18 protein-coding genes are annotated in these 19920 nt (G+C 65.4%); 8 read left to right on the top strand and 10 right to left on the bottom strand.

What is annotated here, in order from left to right; genetic code table 11:
• Positions 1–95: 95 nt before the first annotated feature.
• Positions 96–623: a MarR family winged helix-turn-helix transcriptional regulator gene (locus E9232_RS05780; protein ID WP_309792662.1), complete on the bottom strand. Its 528-nt coding sequence runs from the start codon at positions 621–623 to the stop codon at positions 96–98.
• Between the two features lie 161 nt (positions 624–784).
• Complete coding sequence (locus tag E9232_RS05785; RefSeq protein ID WP_309792663.1) at positions 785–1642, bottom strand: response regulator transcription factor; 858 nt, start codon at positions 1640–1642, stop codon at positions 785–787.
• An 816-nt stretch (positions 1643–2458) separates the two neighbouring features.
• On the opposite strand from E9232_RS05785, the gene E9232_RS05790 reads away from it, so the two are divergent.
• On the top strand, positions 2459–3412 hold the full coding sequence (locus tag E9232_RS05790) for an alpha/beta hydrolase (protein WP_309792664.1): 954 nt from the start codon (positions 2459–2461) through the stop codon (positions 3410–3412).
• A 201-nt stretch (positions 3413–3613) separates the two neighbouring features.
• Positions 3614–4312 (top strand): response regulator transcription factor, encoded by a 699-nt coding sequence (locus E9232_RS05795; protein ID WP_309792666.1) that lies wholly within the window; start codon positions 3614–3616, stop codon positions 4310–4312.
• Between the two features lie 89 nt (positions 4313–4401).
• On the opposite strand, the gene E9232_RS05800 is transcribed toward E9232_RS05795, so the two are convergent.
• The 3 genes from E9232_RS05800 to E9232_RS05810 all read right to left on the bottom strand — a co-directional run bounded on the left by E9232_RS05800 (position 4402) and on the right by E9232_RS05810 (position 7703).
• A complete protein-coding gene (locus E9232_RS05800; protein ID WP_309792667.1) occupies positions 4402–5307 on the bottom strand; it encodes a carbohydrate ABC transporter permease in 906 nt (301 codons plus the stop codon).
• A gap of 19 nt (positions 5308–5326) precedes the next feature.
• Positions 5327–6313 (bottom strand): carbohydrate ABC transporter permease, encoded by a 987-nt coding sequence (locus E9232_RS05805; protein WP_309792668.1) that lies wholly within the window; start codon positions 6311–6313, stop codon positions 5327–5329.
• A 100-nt stretch (positions 6314–6413) separates the two neighbouring features.
• The gene (locus E9232_RS05810) at positions 6414–7703 is read right to left on the bottom strand and encodes an ABC transporter substrate-binding protein (RefSeq protein WP_309792669.1); all 1290 of its coding nucleotides are present in this window, start codon (positions 7701–7703) and stop codon (positions 6414–6416) included.
• 303 nt (positions 7704–8006) lie between these two features.
• On the opposite strand from E9232_RS05810, the gene E9232_RS05815 reads away from it, so the two are divergent.
• The gene (locus tag E9232_RS05815; RefSeq protein WP_309792670.1) at positions 8007–10877 is read left to right on the top strand and encodes an ATP-binding protein; all 2871 of its coding nucleotides are present in this window, start codon (positions 8007–8009) and stop codon (positions 10875–10877) included.
• Positions 10878–10900: 23 nt separating this feature from the next.
• Here E9232_RS05815 and E9232_RS05820 read toward each other — a convergent pair whose 3' ends face one another.
• The 4 genes from E9232_RS05820 to E9232_RS05835 all read right to left on the bottom strand — a co-directional run bounded on the left by E9232_RS05820 (position 10901) and on the right by E9232_RS05835 (position 13656).
• The gene (locus E9232_RS05820; RefSeq protein WP_309792672.1) at positions 10901–11623 is read right to left on the bottom strand and encodes an SDR family NAD(P)-dependent oxidoreductase; all 723 of its coding nucleotides are present in this window, start codon (positions 11621–11623) and stop codon (positions 10901–10903) included.
• A gap of 1 nt (position 11624) precedes the next feature.
• Entirely contained in the window at positions 11625–12131 is a 507-nt protein-coding gene (locus tag E9232_RS05825) for a VOC family protein (protein WP_309792673.1), read from the bottom strand.
• A 111-nt stretch (positions 12132–12242) separates the two neighbouring features.
• Positions 12243–12707 (bottom strand): hypothetical protein, encoded by a 465-nt coding sequence (locus E9232_RS05830; protein ID WP_309792674.1) that lies wholly within the window; start codon positions 12705–12707, stop codon positions 12243–12245.
• 109 nt (positions 12708–12816) lie between these two features.
• Positions 12817–13656, bottom strand: a complete 840-nt coding sequence (locus tag E9232_RS05835; RefSeq protein WP_309792675.1) for an enoyl-CoA hydratase/isomerase family protein — start codon at positions 13654–13656, stop codon at positions 12817–12819.
• 355 nt (positions 13657–14011) lie between these two features.
• On the opposite strand from E9232_RS05835, the gene E9232_RS05840 reads away from it, so the two are divergent.
• The 5 genes from E9232_RS05840 to tehA all read left to right on the top strand — a co-directional run bounded on the left by E9232_RS05840 (position 14012) and on the right by tehA (position 18659).
• Positions 14012–15241, top strand: coding sequence for an epoxide hydrolase family protein (locus tag E9232_RS05840; RefSeq protein ID WP_309792676.1), 1230 nt, complete (start codon positions 14012–14014; stop codon positions 15239–15241).
• Between the two features lie 38 nt (positions 15242–15279).
• Entirely contained in the window at positions 15280–16005 is a 726-nt protein-coding gene (locus E9232_RS05845; RefSeq protein ID WP_309792677.1) for an SDR family NAD(P)-dependent oxidoreductase, read from the top strand.
• An 11-nt stretch (positions 16006–16016) separates the two neighbouring features.
• Positions 16017–16487: a RidA family protein gene (locus E9232_RS05850; RefSeq protein ID WP_309792678.1), complete on the top strand. Its 471-nt coding sequence runs from the start codon at positions 16017–16019 to the stop codon at positions 16485–16487.
• Between the two features lie 26 nt (positions 16488–16513).
• The gene (locus E9232_RS05855) at positions 16514–17416 is read left to right on the top strand and encodes an alpha/beta fold hydrolase (protein WP_309792679.1); all 903 of its coding nucleotides are present in this window, start codon (positions 16514–16516) and stop codon (positions 17414–17416) included.
• A gap of 241 nt (positions 17417–17657) precedes the next feature.
• Complete coding sequence (gene tehA / locus E9232_RS05860; RefSeq protein ID WP_309792680.1) at positions 17658–18659, top strand: dicarboxylate transporter/tellurite-resistance protein TehA; 1002 nt, start codon at positions 17658–17660, stop codon at positions 18657–18659.
• Between the two features lie 26 nt (positions 18660–18685).
• Here the strand turns inward: tehA and E9232_RS05865 are convergent, their stop codons facing one another.
• Positions 18686–19822 carry an MFS transporter gene (locus tag E9232_RS05865; RefSeq protein ID WP_309792681.1) on the bottom strand — a complete coding sequence of 379 codons (1137 nt, stop codon included), beginning with the start codon at positions 19820–19822 and terminating at the stop codon, positions 18686–18688.
• Positions 19823–19920: the final 98 nt, after the last annotated feature.

The raw sequence follows: 19920 nt of genomic DNA on the forward strand, positions 1-19920 counted from the left end.
AGGAACCGGCATTGCGGGAGGCTGGATCGGCCGCGTGCCGGCATTTCAGTGCATATGCACCTATATGCCGGACCTTCGAGGTTCGCGCCCATCGTTCAGCCCCTGCCCACAACCTGGAAGCGCTCCAGCGAGGAGGTCAGTTGCGCGAATTCTTCCGGCGGGAAGCCCGCAGTAACCGCCCGCTGAGCCTGATGCCAACCTTCTTCGGCACCAGCGAGAATCTCCTCGCCGGCCTCCGTCAGGGTGATGCGCCGCGCCCGCGCATCGTGCTCGTCGGTGTATACGCGCAGAAGCTCGCGCCGGGACAACGGCTTCAGGTTCTTGGTCAAGGTTGTGCGGTCCATCCCGAGCGCCTCCGCCAATTCGCCGATGGTCGGGGACCGGAGATGCTTGAGCGTGATGAGGACGGAGAACTGCCAGTTGTTGATCCCGAGCGACCGGAACGCTTCGTCGAAACGACGACCGATGATCCGCCCTGCCCGCTGGATGCGCCGGCACAGGCAGGTGCGGGCGATCAGGTCGGCGGTTTCGTCGTCGAGAGCTTGCGAAGGTGACATGCCGCCCAAAATAGGTGCATATGAACCTATCGTCAAGAGCGCGATCCGGCCGGCCGTACTGTCCAACCGGCCTGGCTTGGATGCAGGCCAACATGGCATGAATTGTCCGCCAGCGGTTTTGCCCCCGTGGCGTTGAAGCGGGCTACAGAGACTTGGGCACTTGACCCACACGCGGCCGCCGCGCGGCAGGAGAGCCGAGTGTCGGGAACCGGAGCGGAGGCTCGCATCTAGCTGGCGACGACGCTGTAGATCCCGCGCCGATATGCCACTCCGATTGCCTCACTTCGAGTTCCATCGACACCAGCCGGGCCAGCAGGATGGTCGGGAACAGCTGGCCATACAGCCCCCCCGGATTGGCGCGCGCTCCCGCGCATCTCGGCTGGCAGCGCTTCCCAGACGCGAACGAGTTCGGCGACGGACCTCAGCTGCATCTTGCGCATGGCGTTGCCGCGGTGGAGCTTGACGGTGACCTCGCTGATCCCGAGGTCATAGGCGGTCTGTTTGTTGACACGGCCTTGCGCCACGGCGCACATCACCTGCCGCTCGCGCAGCGTCAAGGTCTTGTAGCGGTCGACATGCAACCGGACGATCCGGGCCTTGGCGCGCTGCGCAGCATCCATCGCAACGCCCGCGATCACGGCGTCCAGCAGCGCCTGGTCCCGCACCGGCTTGGTGAGAAAATCGACGGCGCCGGCCTTCATCGCCTGAACCGTCATGGGGATGTCGCCATGGCCGGTGAGAAAGATGATCGGCTTGGCGTTGCCGTTCTGGGCGAGATGTCGCTGCAGATCGAGGCCGCTCGTCCCCGGCATCCGCACTTCCAGGATCATGCAGCCGGGGGCGTCCAGCAGATCTGCGTCGAGGAATTCACGGGCCGATGCGAAGCAGACCGGTCGGAAGCCCGCCGACAGGATCAACTCCGACAGCGCCTCTCGAACCGACGCTTGGCCATCGACGATGATGACGAGCGCTTGGTCCGCTTCGCTCCTCCGCTGGGGCGACAACGGTGCCGATCTCGCCAGGAGCAGCTGGCCGACGTGCATGATCACCTCCATGTCTCGGTTTGCTTGAAGCGTCGTCGACATCGGGGCCGGGTCCTGATCCGCAATTTCCGATCAGCGGCACGGGCGATTCCGGACGCGCCTTGCGGCGCTGAACCGGGCCGGCGGCTCCCGGACGGTGAAATGGCCGCCCTTCTCGCGCCTGTCGCCGTGGATCAGCTTCAGATGCCCTGCTCCGACGAGCTCTTGTTTGCTGTCTCGACTTTGACGCCGATCCGCAGAATTCTCCCAGTTAGAATTCGTTAAGCCAGGTTAATCGGCGTCGTCGAAGTGGCCGCCTCGCGCGAATTCGTCCGTCCCTCGGCATAACCGGCGCTGTAATGCACACCGATACCAACATATTATTTATGGACATCGAGGCATGGACTATTGTCGGTTTCGCCGCGATTTCTCCCCCCAAACGCGGCATGTGGCCTAGCCTTCATTCCCCCCCATGAAGCAGCCACAAACTCGACGCGCTGTCTTTCCCCCCAGCAGCGCTGGCGGCCCGGCCACGCGAGTTGAAGCCTCGCCCGCGGCCGGGCCGCATTTGTCTCGGGCTTGCAGCACCGCTCGCCGCTTCTCGAGGTGACAAGCGGTACAAAAACGGCCCGGGGTCATGTGGAGCCCGAGCCGCAGCGCCGATCTCCGGCGCCTGTCTCCGGCTCACCGCCAGTCCGTAGCAACCGACCGCTCGTCCGTCGGGTTGCCGCACTGCTCAGAACCCGGATTTACCAGTCTTAACTCGAACCGACGTTCGAACAGGCGCAGCATTTCTTCAGTCAGGCGCCTTCGGGAGCCCGCCGCCGATGCGCGATCCGGTCTGTCCATATCCGACACCGCGCGAGCCGAGGTTACAGAATGAATGACGCCAGTTGGATTCTCGAGCCGATAACGCAGGACTTTCTCGATACGATCGGCGGGAACCCCGACCTGTGCCGCCTGTCGCCTGAGGAAGCACGCCGCGCGCTGGTCCGGATTCAGGCCGGCGCCGTCGGACGGCCCTCCGCTCGGATCGAGGACATGTCATTTCCAGTCGGGCCGACCGGATCGGTGGCCGTCAGGATCGTCCGGCCCAGTGATACGCAAAAGATCTTGCCGGTCATCGTCTACATCCACGGTGGCGGCTGGTGTCTCGGAGACGCCGACACTCACGACCGGGTCGTGCGGGAGTTGGCCGTCGCCGCGGGCGCGGCGCTGTTCTTTGTGGACTACGACCGCTCACCCGAGGCGCGGTATCCGGTTGCCCTAGAGCAGATCTATGCGGTCACCGCTTATGTCGCCGCTCACGGGGAGAGCCTTGGTGTGGACCCCACCAGGCTTGCAGTCGTCGGGGACGGCGCGGGCGGCAACATGGCCGCCGCGGTCACGCTCCTCGCGATGCAACGCCGCGGTCCGAAGATCGATCTGCAGATCCTGTTCTATCCGATCACGGATGCCGATTTCGCGACATCCTCGTACCAGACCTTCGCAAACGGACCGTGGCTGACGAAGGCCGCCATGGAACGGTTCTGGGATGCCTATCTTCCCGACGCCGCGTTGCGAAACGAGATCACCGCGGCACCCCTGCGGGCCTCCGTCGACCAATTGCGTGGATTGCCCGATGCACTGATCATCGTCGCGGAGAACGATGTTCTTCGCGACGACGGCGAAGGCTACGCCCGCCTGCTCATCAGGGCCGGCGTGAGGGCGACCTCGGTCCGCTACAGCGGCACCATTCACGGGTTCGTCGTGCTGAATGCGTTGGCGGACACGCCGGCAACGCGAAGCGCCATTGCTCAGGCGGTCGCCGCTCTGCGCTCCGTCCTGGATTGAGGCCCGGTCCACCAGCAACAGCGACATCCGAGACGCTCCGCGCAACAAACAGTGGAGGAACAAATGATATCACATTCATATCACGTAAGATCCGCACAAATCCGTTGCAGCCCTCTCCCGGAGATCGGTCTTGCACGGAGCAGATCCACTGAGCCAGCTCGCATCGACTTCCCGGAACGCCGCAGTTTGCTTAACCCGGGCTTGGATCGCGACGCGCCGTCGAACCCTGTCGTCGCGAACGCTCCGTCGTCATCGGATGCCGGCTGCGCGCCGACCGTCTTCATCGTCGACGACGACATATCCGTCCGCGAGTCTCTCGCGGAACTCGTCCGGATTTCGGGCTGGCGCGCAGAGGCCTTCGGATCCGCATTCGAGTTCCTCGAGCGTCCCCATGCGTCGGTCCCGAGTTGCGTTGTCCTGGACCTTCGGCTTCCCGACTTGAGCGGTCTCGAGCTTCAGAGACGCATCGCGGCGGAGCGCAGCGAAATGCCGGTCATCTTCCTGACCGGCCACAGCGACGTTCCGGTCGCGGTCCAGGCCATGAAGGCCGGAGCGATCGAGTTCTTCATGAAGCCGTTTGACGACGAGGAACTCCTGACAGCGATCGATCGCGCATTGGAGGTCAGCAGGACCAGGCTGGAACATGAGGCGGGAGTGCTTGCCCTCCGCAGGCGCCACGAAACGCTCAGCGGTCGCGAGCGCGAGGTCATGGCGTTGGTCGCCACCGGGCTCCTCAACAAGCAGGTCGGCTTCGAGCTGGGCATCAGCGAAATCACCGTGAAGGCCCATCGCGGCAGGGTCATGCGGAAGATGAAGGCGTGTTCCCTGGCTGACCTGATCGCGATGGCGGCAAGGCTTAGCTTGCCAACACCGCTGGGACGCGATCGCGCCTTCATCTGAGAGCCGCCACGGCGACATCCGGCGAGGTCGGGAAGCCTGGGGGTCTGCCCCGGGCGGTAGGATCCCGCCTTCCTTTGTCGGCAACCCCGCTACAGCTTCGTCACGCCTTCAGCCAGACCCTTGAAGAACAGTTTCTGGGCGAAGGCGAAGGCGACGATGCCGGGCGTGGTCACAATGATGTACACCGCCGCGAGATTGGGCCAGGACCAATGGCCCTGCCCGCCTTGAGCCACGGCCAGGACAACTGGCATCGTGCGCCGTGCCTCGTCGTCGATCAGCGTCACGCACAGCAGATACTCACCCCACGCCGCGACGAAGTTGACGATGAAGATGACCACGAGACCGTTGCGCACCATGGGCAGGCCCACCATCCAGAGCGTCCGCCAGGGACCGGCGCCGTCCACTCGCGCGGCGTCGATGACCTCACGCGGAACGAGCTGGAACATGCTGCGCATGATCAGCACGCTGATCGCCAGCTGAAGGGTGACATAGGGCAGGATAAGGCCGGCGGTGCTGTTGATCAGCCCGAGCCAGCGCTGGGTCTCGTAGATGCTGATCAGCGACACGACGCGAACCGGGAAATAGAGCGAGACCAGCAGAATGGTGATCACCAGCCCGGTGCCGCGCGGCCTCAGATGCACGAGCGCGTATCCGGCCATGACGGAGCAGCACATGGTGATCAGCACCGTGCTGAAAGTGACGTACACGCTGTTGAACAGGTTGATCGGCAGCGTGGTGATACGCTCGAACACGTAGGAATAATGAGTGAAGTCAAGCTGCCTCGGGAAGAGATCGCCGCGCATCGCGTCCGGCAGCGTCTTCACCGACATGAACAGCACCCAGACCAGCGGCAGCAGGATGATCAGCAGAAAGAGATTGATCACCAGATGGCGGGCGACCGCGGCCCGCTTGCGCCTGGACCAGCCCGGCCTGGCTTGCCCGCCGATCGCCCGCTTTGCCGCGACCCGGCTGCGATGAATGGCTTCAAGGCTCATTGGCAGCTCGATCCCACCGTCAGTCCTTGGCCCGGAACAGCCGAAGCAGCAGCACCATGACGAGCATCATGGCGAGTGCCCCGATCATCCCGATCGCCGCGGCGTAGCCTTGCCTCCACAGGCCGAGCTTGAAGGCCTGGTCATACATGAAGATCGTCCAGGTGTAGGTCGGCGAGGCCCGGTTGAAGCCGCCGAAGATCAGATACTCGTCGATCACCGCCATCGCGGTTCCGAAGCGCAGGACGACCAGCACCATCATAATCGGCGCAAGCCGAGGCCGGGTGACATACCAGAAGATCTGCCACTCATTCGCCCCGTCGATGCGCGCGGCTTCCGGCAGATCCTTGGGGATCGCGGCGAGGCCGGCGAGAAAGAAGATGGTGTGGTAGCCCAGCCCCCACCACACTTCCATGATGGCGATCGAGGGCAGCGTCAGCGGCGTCCCGCCCAGCCACTGCGGCGCGTTCTGCAAGGTGAACAGGCCGACCGTCTCGACCAGAAAATGATTAATCGGACCCGCCTGGTAGTTATACATCCACTTCCACAGCACGAAGATGAGCGTGCTCGGGATAACCGCCGGAATCAGCAGGACGACGCGGTAGAAGGTCGCCACGCGCGCGTTCGTCACCCGATCCACGAGGATTGCCAGGAGCAGCGGCAGAATGATCGTCCCGGGCAGGAACATGATGGTGAACAGCGCGGCACGCCCGAGGCCGGCCCACAGCAGGGGATCCTGCAGGGCATCGGCATAGTTCCCGAGCCAGATCCATTTGGCGGGCTGATTGGACAGGAATTGATAGTCGGTGAAGCTGATCCAGAGGACGCGCAGGATCGGGTAGATCTGATACAGGGCGAAGAACACCAAGGCCGGCAGCAGGAACAGCCACGGACCGGCGGCCCGGCGCAGCTGGACCGCCTGGCGGCGCAAGGGAACCGCCGCTGCGGGCCGGTATAGGGTCATATCGTCCTTGCCTGAAGAATCCGCTCGAAACTCGGCGCGCATCATCCGCAAGGCCCAAGGACCCCGCGGCTTCTAACCCTTACTGACGGCCAGGCGCTACTCCGGCGGCAGGCCGCATCCGGCAAGCCTGTCCGCCGGCCGTGCGTCAGCCTTTCTTGACCTCGGCATTGACCGCTTCGGCGACCTTCTGCATGGCGACCTTCGGGTCGGCCTCCTCACCCTTCAGGTAGGCCTCCCAGATCGGCTTGCCGATGACGAACTGCTGCAATCCGAACAGGTGGTTGCTGATCGCCTTGGCCCTGTCGAGCTGGTCGCGAACCAGGGTCACGAAGTCCGGCATCCAGTCGGGCTTGTTGGCGCGCCATTCGGCATAGATGGATTTGTAGGGCGGCAGCTGCCCCGGATGGCCGCTCGGGGTCCCCACGATCGAGTCTTTCCAGATCTGCCTGTCGTAGGTCAGGGCCTTGACGTATTCCGCTGCCTTTTCCTTGTTCTGGCCGTGCTTGAACAACGCGCAGCCGGTGGTCCAGAACACGGTCGAGCCTTCGCCGTTGGCGAATTTGGGCAATGGCCCGAGGTGCAGGGCGTTGGGATCGTCCCAATTCGTTGCCATGCGCAGCGGCGCGTTGAAGTACTTGAAGTAGAGGCCGACGCGTTGAGCGGCGAAGGCGACCTCGTCCGGGGTTCCATTGACACCGGCATCCGATGCGCCTTCGAGCAGAACATCGGGATTGGCGACCGCCATGATCTGCTTCATCAGCTTCAGCGCTTCGATCGCCGGCTCGCTGGTGAAGTCGAACAGGCCCTCCGGCGTATAGACATGGGAGCTCATGCTGTGCGCGATCGGCGCCAGCGAGCGCCAGCCGTGGCTGTCGAAGGTGGCCCCCCATGGCGCCGCCTGCTTGTCCACGATCGTCTTGGCCGCGGCCAGGACATCGTCCCAGGTCGCCGGCGCGGCATCGGCCACCCCTGCCTTGCTCGTCAGGCCCGAATGCCATCCCGTGCCGATGACATCCAGAAGAAACGGCCAGCTGTAGAGCTTCCCGTCGATCGTGCATTCCTCGCGGATCGATGGAAGGAGATCATCGATCACGTCCTTCGGGATGTACTTGTCCCACGGCTCAATCACGCCGGCCTTGACCAGGGCCGACATCTCCACGAAGGGAGTCTGGCCGACATAGACGTCCCAGGTGCTTTCGTTGTTTTTCGCTTCGGCGACAAAGCGTTCGATGCCGAACCCCTCGACCGGCGCAACCTGGCTATTGATGCCGGGAAACTTGGCGTTCACCTCCGAGATCGCAGGGTGGAAGTTCTGGATCCACTGGTAGACGGTGGGTGTCAGCGGACGGTCTGCCGCATAGGCTGCGCCAATACCCATCTTCGCGACGGCTCCGACCCCGGCCAAGCTCAGCCCCGCCGTGATGCTTCGCGTCATGAGATCGCGTCTGTTAATACTTCCAAAATAAAGAGGAGTACATTCCGCTGTCTGGAGGAATTTTTGCCTCTGCCGGACGGTCATTGGACGTCTCCGGATTATGCTCTTTAATCGAACAGCAAAGTTTTCCATGATTCCGGGGGCAGAGCAATACGGACCTCGCCCCTTTGTTTGTCAGTACCGGGCGTTGACCGTGCCCGTCGATCGCGGGACGATATGCGAGGCCAGCGAGGACAGCGCCCGCATGGCTTGGATGGGGCTTCTAGCAGGCGCCATCAGATTCACGAGCCGAAGGGGCGAAGAGTGACCGGGTACGAGGCTGAGAAGCCGAGCGAGATCTCCTTTGGCGCTTTCCGACTGCTGCCCGCGCAACAGCTGCTGCTCGAAGGCGACAAGCCGGTTCACCTCGGCAGTCGTGCCCGCGACATCCTCGTCGCCCTTCTCGAGCGGCCGGGCCAGGTCCTGAGCAAGCAGGAGCTGCTCGACCGCGTATGGCCCAACACCTTCGTGGAAGAGGGCAATCTGAAGGTCCATGTCGCCGCCCTGCGCCGCGCCCTCGGCGACGGACAAGCCGGCAGGCGCTTCATCGCGAACATCCCGGGACGCGGCTACAGCTTCGTAGCACCCGTCGATCGCGGTCTCGTGCTCGGCGATGTCGACCGGCAGATCGAGGCGATTGAGGCGCGGCAGGATCTGCCGATGCCGCTCACGCGCATGGTCGGCCGTTCCGACACGGTGGCCGCCCTGTCCGCGCAAGTCACCCGGCAGCGCTTCGTCACCATCGTCGGCGCCGGCGGCATCGGCAAGACGACGGTCGCGGTTGCCGTCGCCGACACCCTGGCCGGCAGCTTCAAGGACGGTGTCCGCTTCGTCGACCTCGCCCCTCTCTCCGATCCGCTGCTGGCGCCGGGCGCGCTGGCGACCGTCCTCGGGGTCGGCGTGGGGTCGGAAAGGCCGCTGCCGAACGTGATCACCTTCCTGCGGGAAAAGCACCTGCTGATCGTGCTCGACAACTGCGAACACGTCGTCGAAGCCGCAGCAAGGATGGCGGAGGACGTGCTGAAGGGAGCCCCGCGGGTCCATATCCTGGCGACAAGCAGGGAAGCCCTCCGTTCCGAGGGCGAGCGCGTGCACCGGCTTGCGCCGCTGGCCTTTCCGCAGAGCGGCACCGAGCTTACGGCCGCCGAGGCCCTGGCGTTTCCCTCGGTTCAGCTGTTCGTCGAACGGGCCGCCGCATGCCTCGACGCCTTTGAGCTCGGCGATGCCGAGGCGCCGCTCGTCGCCGAGATATGCCGGCGCCTCGACGGAATCGCGCTGGCCATCGAGATCGTCGCGGGGCGTGTCGACACGTTCGGCATCGCCGGGCTCGCGGCGCGGCTGAACGAGCGCTTCAGCTTGCTGTTGCGTGGTCGCCGCACCGCCCTGCCCCGCCATCAGACACTGCACACGACGCTCGACTGGAGCTACGACCTGCTGCCGGAGCTGCAGCAGGTCGTGCTCCGCCGCCTGGCCGTATTTGCCGGCATGTTCACGATGGAATCGGCGAGCGCCGTTCTGGCCGACGGCGATACGCCTCCGTCCGAGATCGTCGATGCGATCGCCGATCTGATCGCCAAATCCCTGGTCACGGCCAGCCTGGATGCGGCCGTGGCGCTCTACCGCCTGCTCGACACCACCCGTGCCTATGCGCTGGTCAAGCTCGACGAATGCACCGAACACGACCGGTTCGCGCGGCGCCACGCCGAGCACTATCGGGCTTTGCTCGAACAGGCCTATGGGAAATGGGAGCGCGAGCCCGCAACCGATTGGCTCCCACGTTACCGGCACAACATCGACAATGTCAGAGCCGCGCTCGACTGGACCTTTTCGCCCATCGGCGATGTGGCCACGGGCGTCGCATTGACGGTCCTCGCCATCCCGCTCTGGTTTCATCTTTCGCTCACCAGGGAGTGCGAGGAACGGGTCGACCGCGCTCTGGCCGCGCCCGAGACCAGCCGGACTCTGGACCAGGAGATGCGCCTGCACGCGGCGCGCGCCTGGTCCTTGATGCAGACGAAGGGCCTGGGGTCGGAGACTATGGCTGCATGGCACCGGGCTCTCGAAACCTCCGAGCGGCAGGAAAATCGCGACTACCAGTTGCGGGCCCTGTGGGGCCTGTGGGCTGGCTTGCTGAACAAGGGCGAGTTCCGCGAGGCGCTGGCGCTCGCGAGGAGGTTTTCCGAGCTTGCCGCCAGCGCAGGCGACAAGCTCGGCATCCTGGTCGGAGACCGGATGGTCGGCTACATCCTGCATCTCCTGGGCGACCAGGCCGAGGCGCGCCACACCATCGAACGCATGCTGGGCAGATACGAGGTTCCGGTCATCGGCGCCCAGCTGAACCGCTTTGTCTTCGACCAACGCGCCATGGCCCGGTGCTTTCTTGCGCGGATCCTTTGGCTGCAGGGCCGGCCGAAGCAGGCCGTGCTCCTGGTCAAGAGCATTGTCGACGGCGCCGCCTCTGGGAACGATACCCTAACCCTTTGTCAGGTCCTGGTTCACGCCGCGTGCCCCGTTGCCCTGTTCGTCGGCGATCTGCCGCTGGTCGAGCACTACGTCTCGATGCTGATCGACAATGCGGCCGAAGGGCTCGGTTTCTGGCAAGGCTGGGGCCGGTGCTTCCGAGGCGTCCTGCTCATCAAACGCGGTGACCTCGATGGCGGGCTGGCCGAACTCGAGGCCGCCCTGGCGGAGTTCCGCGAGATCCAGTACGGCGTCTATTACATCGTCTTCCAGAGCGAGTTCGCCTCCGCCCTCGGGCGTGCCGGAAACATCGCCGAGGGATTGGCGGCGATCGACGAAGCCCTGGTGCGATCCGAGCAGAATGACGAGCGATGGTACTTCGCCGAGATCCTCCGGATCAAAGGCGAGCTGATCCTGTCCTACAGTGCGCCCGATGGGTCGCGTGAGGCCGAGTTGTACTATCACCGATCGCTCGAATGGGCCCGCCGGCAGCAGACGATCGCGTGGGAATTGCGAACGGCGGCGAGCCTCGCGCGGCTGTGGAAGGATCAAAATCGAGCCGGCGAGGCGCTCGCGCTCCTCGCGCCTATCTACGATCGCTTCGCCGAAGGGCAGGACACGCACGATCTCATGGTCGCGCAGGAGCTGCTGCAGGAGCTCCGGGCAAGCAGCTGACACCGCCGATGCCGGTCTCGGGACTACCATCTGTCGACGGGCGCACAATCGACGTGCAGCACCTTCCCGGTGATCTGCGGCGCCTCGGTCAGGAAAACGACAGCATCGATGATCTCCCTCGCGATCGAGGTGCTGCGCATCGCCGGCAGTGCCTCGAGCAAAGCTTCCGGGCTGGCCGTCTGAAACGACATGGCGTCGATGCCGGGCGCCACGATGTTGACGCGAATTCCATCCCGCTCATATTCCATCGCGATGGTCTTGGATGCCGCCTCGACACCGCCTGAGGTGATGATGGCGACCGAGGCGGCGACCCCGGGGGTTGCCCGGTCGGTCGGCGGCCAGGTGACGGTGACGATGCTGCCGCCGGTCCCTTGCGCCAGCATTTGCCGGACGACCAGCTGCGTGAGGTGCAGAAACCCGTCGAGGTTCGTCGACACAAGATTGCGATAGTCTTCGACGGTATAGTCGACAAACGGCTTCGTGACGAAGATCCCGGCACTGTTGATCAAGGCGTCGATCCTTCCGAAGCGCGCCATCGCGGTCTTGGTGACGATCTTGGCCGTGTCCGGATCCGCGATGTCTCCGGCCACACAGGCCAGCCGGTCCGAATGCAGGTTTCCCGAAGATCGGCCGATCTCCGAAGACGTCGCGACGACATTGTAGCCGCGATCGAGGAAGGTGCCGACGAGGCTCGCGCCGATCTCCTCCGAGGCGCCGGTGATGACGATCGTTCTATCGAGATCCATTTTACCCTCCGGTTGCGGTGTGTCGGACCGCGTTCACGACCTCGCTGGTGAATCGCGCGTCGCCCAGTTCGACATCTCCGGACAATCGCGCGGTCACTTCCTGGAAGACCCAGCCATTGCCGTCGGGATCGCTGAACGAGGCGTAGGAGGCGTAGCTTCTTCGTTGCGGATTCGGGCCGATGGCCACGCCCTTTCCGTCGGCATGGTGGAACACGCCTCCGGTGTCATGGAACGGCTCGCTGATCTCGACGCCACGACGGAGCAGGTCCTCGCGAGCGGCCTCGATGTCGGAGACGATCAGGTGCAGCCCCTGCATCGAGCCGGGTGCGGCGGCGGTGACGTTCTTGCCGAAGATGACAGAGCATGCGGAGCCAGGCGGCGTGAACTGGATCACGCGGTAGTCGTCCCTGGCCGCATGGTCGATATCGAGCCTCCAACCCAAATCGCCATAAAATCGCTTGGCGCGGTCCACGTCCGAGACAGGAATGATCACGATCTCGAGCCGCATGTCGACTTTGCCCGCCCACGAACTCTCGACCGCGGGTCTGATCCCAACTTCTGCACTTCCCATGTCTCTTTCCTTTGAAATCTTGTGGAGCGCGATCTTCGCATTCAAAAATTACTGCGGTCTTCCCAAGCCCTTGCTGCGGCGCGATAGGCAATCCGCACCGTGCCTGATCCTCTTCGCGAACCAGGAAAGCGTGTGCTGTATCTTGGCGGCGTTTCGGCCAATCGCGTCAGCCGGCAGCAGCGAAGCGCTGCGCCTCCATTCTTCCGCCGAGGCCGGGGTCCAGCTTGCGGGCGCGGGCAGATGCCCACCGCCCGGGGGCTTCGCGAGATGCCGCACTCGATCGACAACCGGGTCCTCGCCGGCCACCGGCACCAGGTCGACCGAGAATCCCCGCGTGGCCGGCACGACGTCCAGTAAGCCTGTCCTCGGCCAACAGGCGACCCGATCGCCTCGAAGGCCGGCCGACCGAAATTCGACATAGGGGTCCGATAGCCGCCGCGGTGACAGAACCGCCGGGTTGCGCGGAACGATGGCGTCGTGGAAGCCGCTGTCTTCGCCGATGCTGAATTTCATGGCTGCCACCCAAGAGCACACGCGGGAATCGAACGCCGCGTGAAAGAAATTGTCTGCCGCTGGCGCCTGACGGGACGGAACATCCTGACATGGCCGACCGAGGAGGCTGTCAGCGGCCGAGCTGCCCGACATGGTGTCCGAGGCGCGTTTCGACGTCGCCCGGCTTGTGGAAGCCGCGCTCCATCAGCGCCTTGATCCGCATCTGGGCGGCGGGGCGGGCCAGCGCCGCCATGAACGCCTCCCATTCCGGCGCGATTTCAGCGTCGGGCGGCAGGCTCGCCACGTCGACCAGGCGCTTCGTCTCCGCGATGGCCTGCTTGTCGAACGACGCAATCCTCCTTGCCAGCGCGTCGACGAAGGCGTCGAGCTCCGCATCCGGCAGTGCGCGGTTGACATAACCGTAGCGCTCCGCGAGATCGCCCGGAATGTCGTCCGCCCCGAGCAGCACCTCCAGCGCGCGGCCACGGCCCATGAGGCGGGGCAGCCTTGCCATCGGCCCGCCACCGGGCACCAGGCCGGCGCCGACCTCCCACTGCGAGAGGATCGCCTTCTCGCGGCTGGCGAAGCGCATGTCGCTGGCGAGGGCGAGTTCGCTTCCCACGCCGGTCGCGCGCCCCCGGATCGATGCGATCGATACGACGGGGGCGCGGCTCAAACGCACCAGCATGTCCGGCAGCTGCTGCAGACCGGTCGGGCCTGGCGGCAGCCCAAGCGTGTCCTCCGGGTTTGCCAGAAAGTCGTAATGGGTCAGGAAGAAGCCCTCGATGGCGCTGTCGAAGACGACGACCTTGACCTGCTCGTCACCCTCGAGCGCCGCGACGACGGCGTTCAGCTGCGACATGTTCGCCGGCCCGAAGATGTTCAGAGGCGGCAGGTCGAAGGTGACGCGCCAATAGGCCGGTGAGCGGCGATCGACGCGGATCCGGCCGACGTTTGCGATGGCGTCCATATCAATCTCCGATGGTCGCGGGGACAGTCCCGGTGTCATCGAAATGCCAGAGCTCAACGCCCCCATCTATCAAACAAAGGTATCGGCGATACCTTGGTATCGTCCGGAATTGAAAATATTCGAGCAATCAAAGCGGCGTAATCTTGTCTCGATCCCGCGGTTCGGCCGAGCTTCCGCATTCCGATACCAAGGTGTCGGCGATACCAACGTGCAATCGCGCGGCCCCAGGCCTCGTCGCAGTCTGTCGTGGCGCTTCGCTGCCACTGAGACCACCCGAGAGGATTTCGCCATGCTGGAAGGTTTTTCACCCACGCGCCGTGACCTCCTCATAACGTCAGCCCTGACGAGCGTCGCCATGATGATGCCGATGCCGCTGGGTGCGGCCACGGGCGACGCCATCCGCCCCTTCAGCATGACCTTCCCGCAGGAGCAGCTCGACGACCTGCGACGCCGCGTGGCCACCACCCGCTGGCCGGACAAGGAGACCGTCGCGGACGACACGCAGGGCGTGCAGCTCGCGACGATCCAGAAGCTCGCGAAGCATTGGGCGACGGACTACGACTGGAGCAAGATGGCGGCGCGGCTCCAGGCCCTACCGCAATTCGTCACCGAGATCGACGGGCTGGACATCCACTTCATCCACGTCCGCTCGCAACACGACAACGCCCTGCCGGTGATCGTCACCCATGGCTGGCCCGGCTCGATCATCGAGCAGCTCAAGATCATCGGGCCGCTGACCGATCCCACGGCGCATGGCGGGACCGCGTCGGATGCGTTCCATGTGGTGATCCCCTCGCTGCCGGGCTACGGCTTCTCCGGCAAGCCCACGGCGCCCGGCTGGACCCCGGTCCGGATCGCGCAGGCCTGGGCGGTGCTGATGCAGCGGCTCGGCTACACCAGATACGTCGCGCAGGGCGGTGACTGGGGCAATGCCGTGTCCGAGCAGATGGCGCTGCAGCAGCCGCCGGGACTGCTCGGCATCCACACCAACATGGCGGCCACCGTCCCGGCGGATGTCGCGAAAGCGCTGGCGGCCGGCGGCCCGCCGCCCGCCGGCCTCTCGCCGGACGAGAAGCGCGCCTGGGACCAGCTCGACGACTTCTATAAGAACGGGCTGGGCTACGCGATCGAGATGAACAACCGGCCGCAGACGCTATACGGGATCGTCGACTCTCCGGTCGGCCTCGCGGCGTGGATGCTCGACCACGACATCCGCAGCTACAGGCTCATCGCCCGCGTCTTCGACGGCGAGACCGAGGGCCTGACGCGCGACGACATCCTCGACAACGTCACGCTGTACTGGCTGACCAACACGGCGATCTCCTCGGCGCGCCTCTACTGGGACAATGCGCACTTCCCGTCGGGTGGCTTCTTCGACCCCCGGGGCATCAAGATCCCGGTCGCCGTGAGTGCCTTCCCGGACGAGATCTACCAGGCGCCCAAGAGCTGGGCGGAGCAGGCCTATCCGAAGCTGATCCACTACAACAGGCCCGACAAGGGCGGGCACTTCGCCGCCTGGGAGCAGCCGGCCCTGTTCAGCGCCGAGTTGCGCGCCGCCTTCCGGCCCCTGCGCCAGACGACCTGATCGCGTCGTCGGCTTCGCATCACAGTTCGGAGATGATCATGCACGCTGAGAAGACAGTGATCGTCACCGGTGCCTCCCAGGGCATCGGTGCAGGAATTGCCAATGCCTTCCTCGACCGCGGCTACAACGTCGTCGCGACATCCCGGCAGGTCAGCCGGTCGAGGGAGATCCCCGATTCCGATCGCGTCGCCCGCGTGGACGGCGACATCGCGAACCCGGCGACGGCCAGGAACGTCACCGAGATCGCCCTGGCACGGTTCGGCGCGATCAACGCCCTGGTCAACAATGCCGGGATTTTCTTCGCCAAGCCGTTCATAGACTACACGGTCGACGACTACCGCAAGCTCGCAGCGACGAACACCGAGGGCTTCCTTCACCTCACGCAGTTCGTGGTCCGGCAGATGCTGGCGCAGAAGTCCGGCGGCAGCATCGTCAGCATCACCACCCCGCTGGTCGGTCATCCGATCGCGGGCGTCGACGTCTCGGTCGCGATGATGACCAAAGGCGGCATCGAGGCCGCCTCGAAGAACATCGCGATGGAGTATGCTAAGGCAGGGATTCGAGTGAACACCGTGGCTCCCGGCATCGTCGACACGCCGCTCCACAAGGACGATCCGAAGGATTTCCTCAAGACGCTGTCGCCGATGGGTGTCATCTCCACCGTCCAGGATATCGTCGACGCCGTCGTCTTCCTGACCGAGGCCCCGCACATCACCGGGGAGGTGCTGCACGTCGATGGCGGCGCCCATCTGGGCAGATGGTAGCTCTCGACACAGTGCCGGCCGCCGGCGCGGAACGGCGGCTGAAGACCCTGGGCATCGAACTGCCGCCGGCGCCCATACCGCTCGGCGCCTATGTCGAAGCGGTGGAGATCGGCAACCTGCTCTTCCTCAGCGGGATGCTTCCTGTCATCGCCCGAACCCCGCAATTCATCGGGCGGCTCGGCGCGGAACTGTCGGTCGAGGAGGGGCAGGAGGCGGCACGGATCGCCTGCCTCAACGCGCTGTCCGCGGCCAAGGTGCACCTCGGCACGCTCGACAAGGTGACCGGCGTCGCAAAACTCGCCGTCTACATCGCGACCGCAGGCGATTTTCGGGACCATCCCCGGGTTGCCGACGGCGCGTCCGAGATCCTGGTCAAGGCCTTCGGGACCGGGATGCTTTCGCCGCGCATTGTCCTGGGCGTCGCCAGCCTGCCCCTTGGCATGCCGGTCGAAATCGAGATCATCCTGCAGGTCGGAGATTGAGTCCCACAGGCATACGGGAGCCCCGCATGAAACACCCGGTCCGCTACCGCACCATCGACCTGGACGGCCTGTCGATCTTCTACCGGGACGCCGGCCCGGCGGATGCGCCGGCGATCCTTCTGCTGCATGGGCTGCCGTCGTCGTCGCGGATGTTCGAGCCGCTGCTGCAGCGGCTCTCGGACCGCTACCGTCTCATCGCCCCGGACTATCCCGGCTTCGGCCACAGCGACGCGCCGAAGCCGAAGGACTTCTCGTACACCTTCGACCGTCTCGCCGACGTCGTCGCCCGCTTCACGCAGAAACTGGTGCTCTCCCGCTACAGCCTCTACATGCAGGATTACGGCGGCCCGGTCGGCTTCCGGCTCGCGCTGGCCCATCCGGACCGCGTCGAGAGCCTCATCATCCAGAACGCCGTGGCGCACAATGAAGGCCTCGGCAAACCCTGGGCGGCCAGGCGGGCCTTCTGGGCGGACCGCGCGACGCACGAAGCGGCCTTGCGGATCAACCTGCTGTCGTTCGAGACCACGCGCACCCGCCATCTCGGCAGCGACCCGAGAATCGACCGCTACGATCCGGACCTCTGGACCGATGAATTCGCCTTCCTCAACCGGGAAGGCCAAGCCGACATCCAGACCGAATTGTTCTTCGACTACCGCAACAATGTCGCCTCCTACCCTGCCTGGCAGGCATGGATGCGTGAGAACCAGCCGCCGATGCTGGTGCTGTGGGGAAAGTACGACCCGTCCTTCGACCTCTCGGAGCCGGATGCCTACAAGCGCGATGTGCCCGAAGCGGAAGTCCATATCCTGGACGGCGGCCATTTCGCGCTCGACACGTCGGCAGACGAAATCGCCGACCTGACGGATGCCTTCCTGAAGAAGAACCGCAGCTCCCGAACGCTCAAATCCGCCCTGCGCCATCTCCCGTGACGAAAAAGGGCCACGGCACACATCCCGGGCAGCTTCCTTCCGATCTCGCGGCACCCGATCCGCGCTGCGGGTCATCTCCACGCCGGCGGAAGGATCGACGGCCGGCTGCACACGATGATCGCGAGCAGATTCGAAGCGACGACCTGGAGCCGGGCTGGCCGTTCAAGAGGTCCTGAGCCAAGGTGCGGACCTATCATGGTGGGCGGGACCTTCCCGCCGGGGCTGTCGGGGGATTGCTCAAATGACCGTTCGACTGATCGTGCCGGTGATCCCGGCCTCCTTCTTCGGCATCGTGCTGGGGCTGGCCGGGCTCGGCGGCGCCTGGCGCTCGGCCCACCGGCTGTGGCAGCTGCCGGCCGTCATCGGCGAGGCCGTGATTGCCCTGGCGGTCGTGGTCTGGGCCGTTCTGGTCCTGCTCTATGGCCTGAAATGGCTGGTGGCCCGCGATGAGGCACTGGGCGAGGTGGCCCATCCGGTGGCGTGCTGCTTCATCGGGCTAGCCGGGGTCGCGACGCTGCTGGTCGCCGGCGGCGTGCTGCCTTATTCGCAGCCGATCGCGACGGTGCTGTTCGCCATCGGCGCCGCCGCCACGCTGCTGTTCGCGATTTGGCGCACCGGCGGCCTGTGGCAGGGCGGACGCGACCACGGAACCACCACGCCCGTCCTCTACCTGCCGACCGTCGCCGGCAGCTTCGTCACCGCCGCCGTGGCGGCTGCGCTGGGCCATCCCGACTGGGGGCAGATGGCCTTCGGCGCCGGGCTGTTCTCCTGGCTGGCGATCGAATCGGTGCTGATCCACCGGCTGCTGACCGCCGCCACGCTGCCGCCGGGACTGCGGCCGACGCTGGGCGTCCAGCTGGCGCCGCCGGTGGTTGGCGGGGTCGCCTATCTCGGCATCACCCAGGGGCCGCCCGACCTGGTCGCCCATGCTCTGCTCGGCTACGGCGTCCTGCAGGCGCTGGTGCTGCTGCGGCTGCTGCCCTGGATCCGGGAGGAGCCGTTCAGCCCATCCTACTGGGCCTTCACCTTCGGCGTGACCGCGCTGGCGGTGGCCCCGATGCGCATGGTCGAACGCGGCGACGCCGGTATCGTGGCGGTGCTGGCGGTGATCCTGTTCGTCGCCGCCAATGTCGTCGTCGGCCTCATCGCGGCCGGGACGGTCTGGCTTGCAGCGCGACGGCGGCTGATCGCCAAATCCGTCACCATCCCGCTCGGCCGGACAAAGCCGACAGGGGCGGCGTAGGCCCCTTGGACGAGGCAAATGCCCGGTCAGACCCGCCGTCTCTCCGCCACCAGCAGCGCCGCCAGGACACAGCACAGCAGGCCGAGGGACGATGGCAGCCCTTGATGTCCGATCAGTTGCATCGCCAGCCCTGTCGCGGGCGAGCCGACGATGCCGCCGATGCCCCAGGCGAACGCGAAGGCCGCGTTGCCGGCGATCAGGGCCTGGCCGTCGAATCGCTCGCCGAGCTGGATCAGCGACATGGTGTAGATCCCGAACGAGACGCCGCCCCAGAGGAGGACAAGCGGCCAGATGAGCCAGGAGTCGAAGATCGCCGGCAGCAGCAGGCAGCCGGCCAGCGACGCCAGGGCACAGAACAGCAGGGTCCGCGCCGAGCCGAACCGTTCGGCCAGGCGCCCGAGCAGGATCTGCAGCACGGCATTGCCCGCGATGAAGCAGGTGATGAGCGAAGCGATGCGCTCCTCGCCGCTGCCGAGCGCTGTGCCATAGACCGCGAACAAGGACAGCAGGATCTGCTCGAAGGCGGCTGCTGCGAAAACCCCGAACAGCAGGAGCGGCGCCAGAGCGAAGAAGCCGGCGACCGATGTCGCCTCGCCCTCTTGCGGCATCTTCGGCAGGCGCGGCACCACCGCGACCACGATCAGGCCGCAGATCAGGAAGGCCGCGATGCCGATCATGAAGGGCGGCCAGCCCTGCGTGCCGACCAGGCCGAGCGACAGCGGGCCGATGGCGAACCCACCCGAAACGATCGATGTATAGAGGCCCATGATGCGGCCGCGGCGTGGCGCGGGGGTGATCGTGATCAGCCAGGTTTCGCTGATCACGTAGAGCGGATTGGCAAAGAAGCCGAGGAGGAAGCGCAGCGGCATCCAGGCCATGACGTCCTGCGTCCAGGCGATCGCGATCAGGGCGAGCGCGGCCAGGATCGAACACAGGATCGCCAGCCGGGCCCCACCCAGACGCCGCACCAGCCCGGGAATGAAGGGCGCGGAGACGATGAAGCCCAGCGGCGTCATTGCCGCCGACAAGCCGATCAGGCCGGGCGTCGTCCCCTGCCGATCGAGGATGAAGCTGAGCAGCGGGTAGGTCAGTCCCTGGGCCACGGCGAACACCGTGACGGTCGCGATGATGCCCGCCATCGCGGCCCACGGGATCCGATCCACTCGCGGTGACGTCGTACATTCGGCAGTCATGCGGACCTCGAAGCAGGACCTGCAAATTCCGGCAGGTACTGAGGAAACACGACGGCACGCGGAAACGG

The organism is Inquilinus ginsengisoli (assembly GCF_031453975.1).
Lineage (GTDB): Bacteria > Pseudomonadota > Alphaproteobacteria > DSM-16000 > Inquilinaceae > Inquilinus > Inquilinus ginsengisoli_A.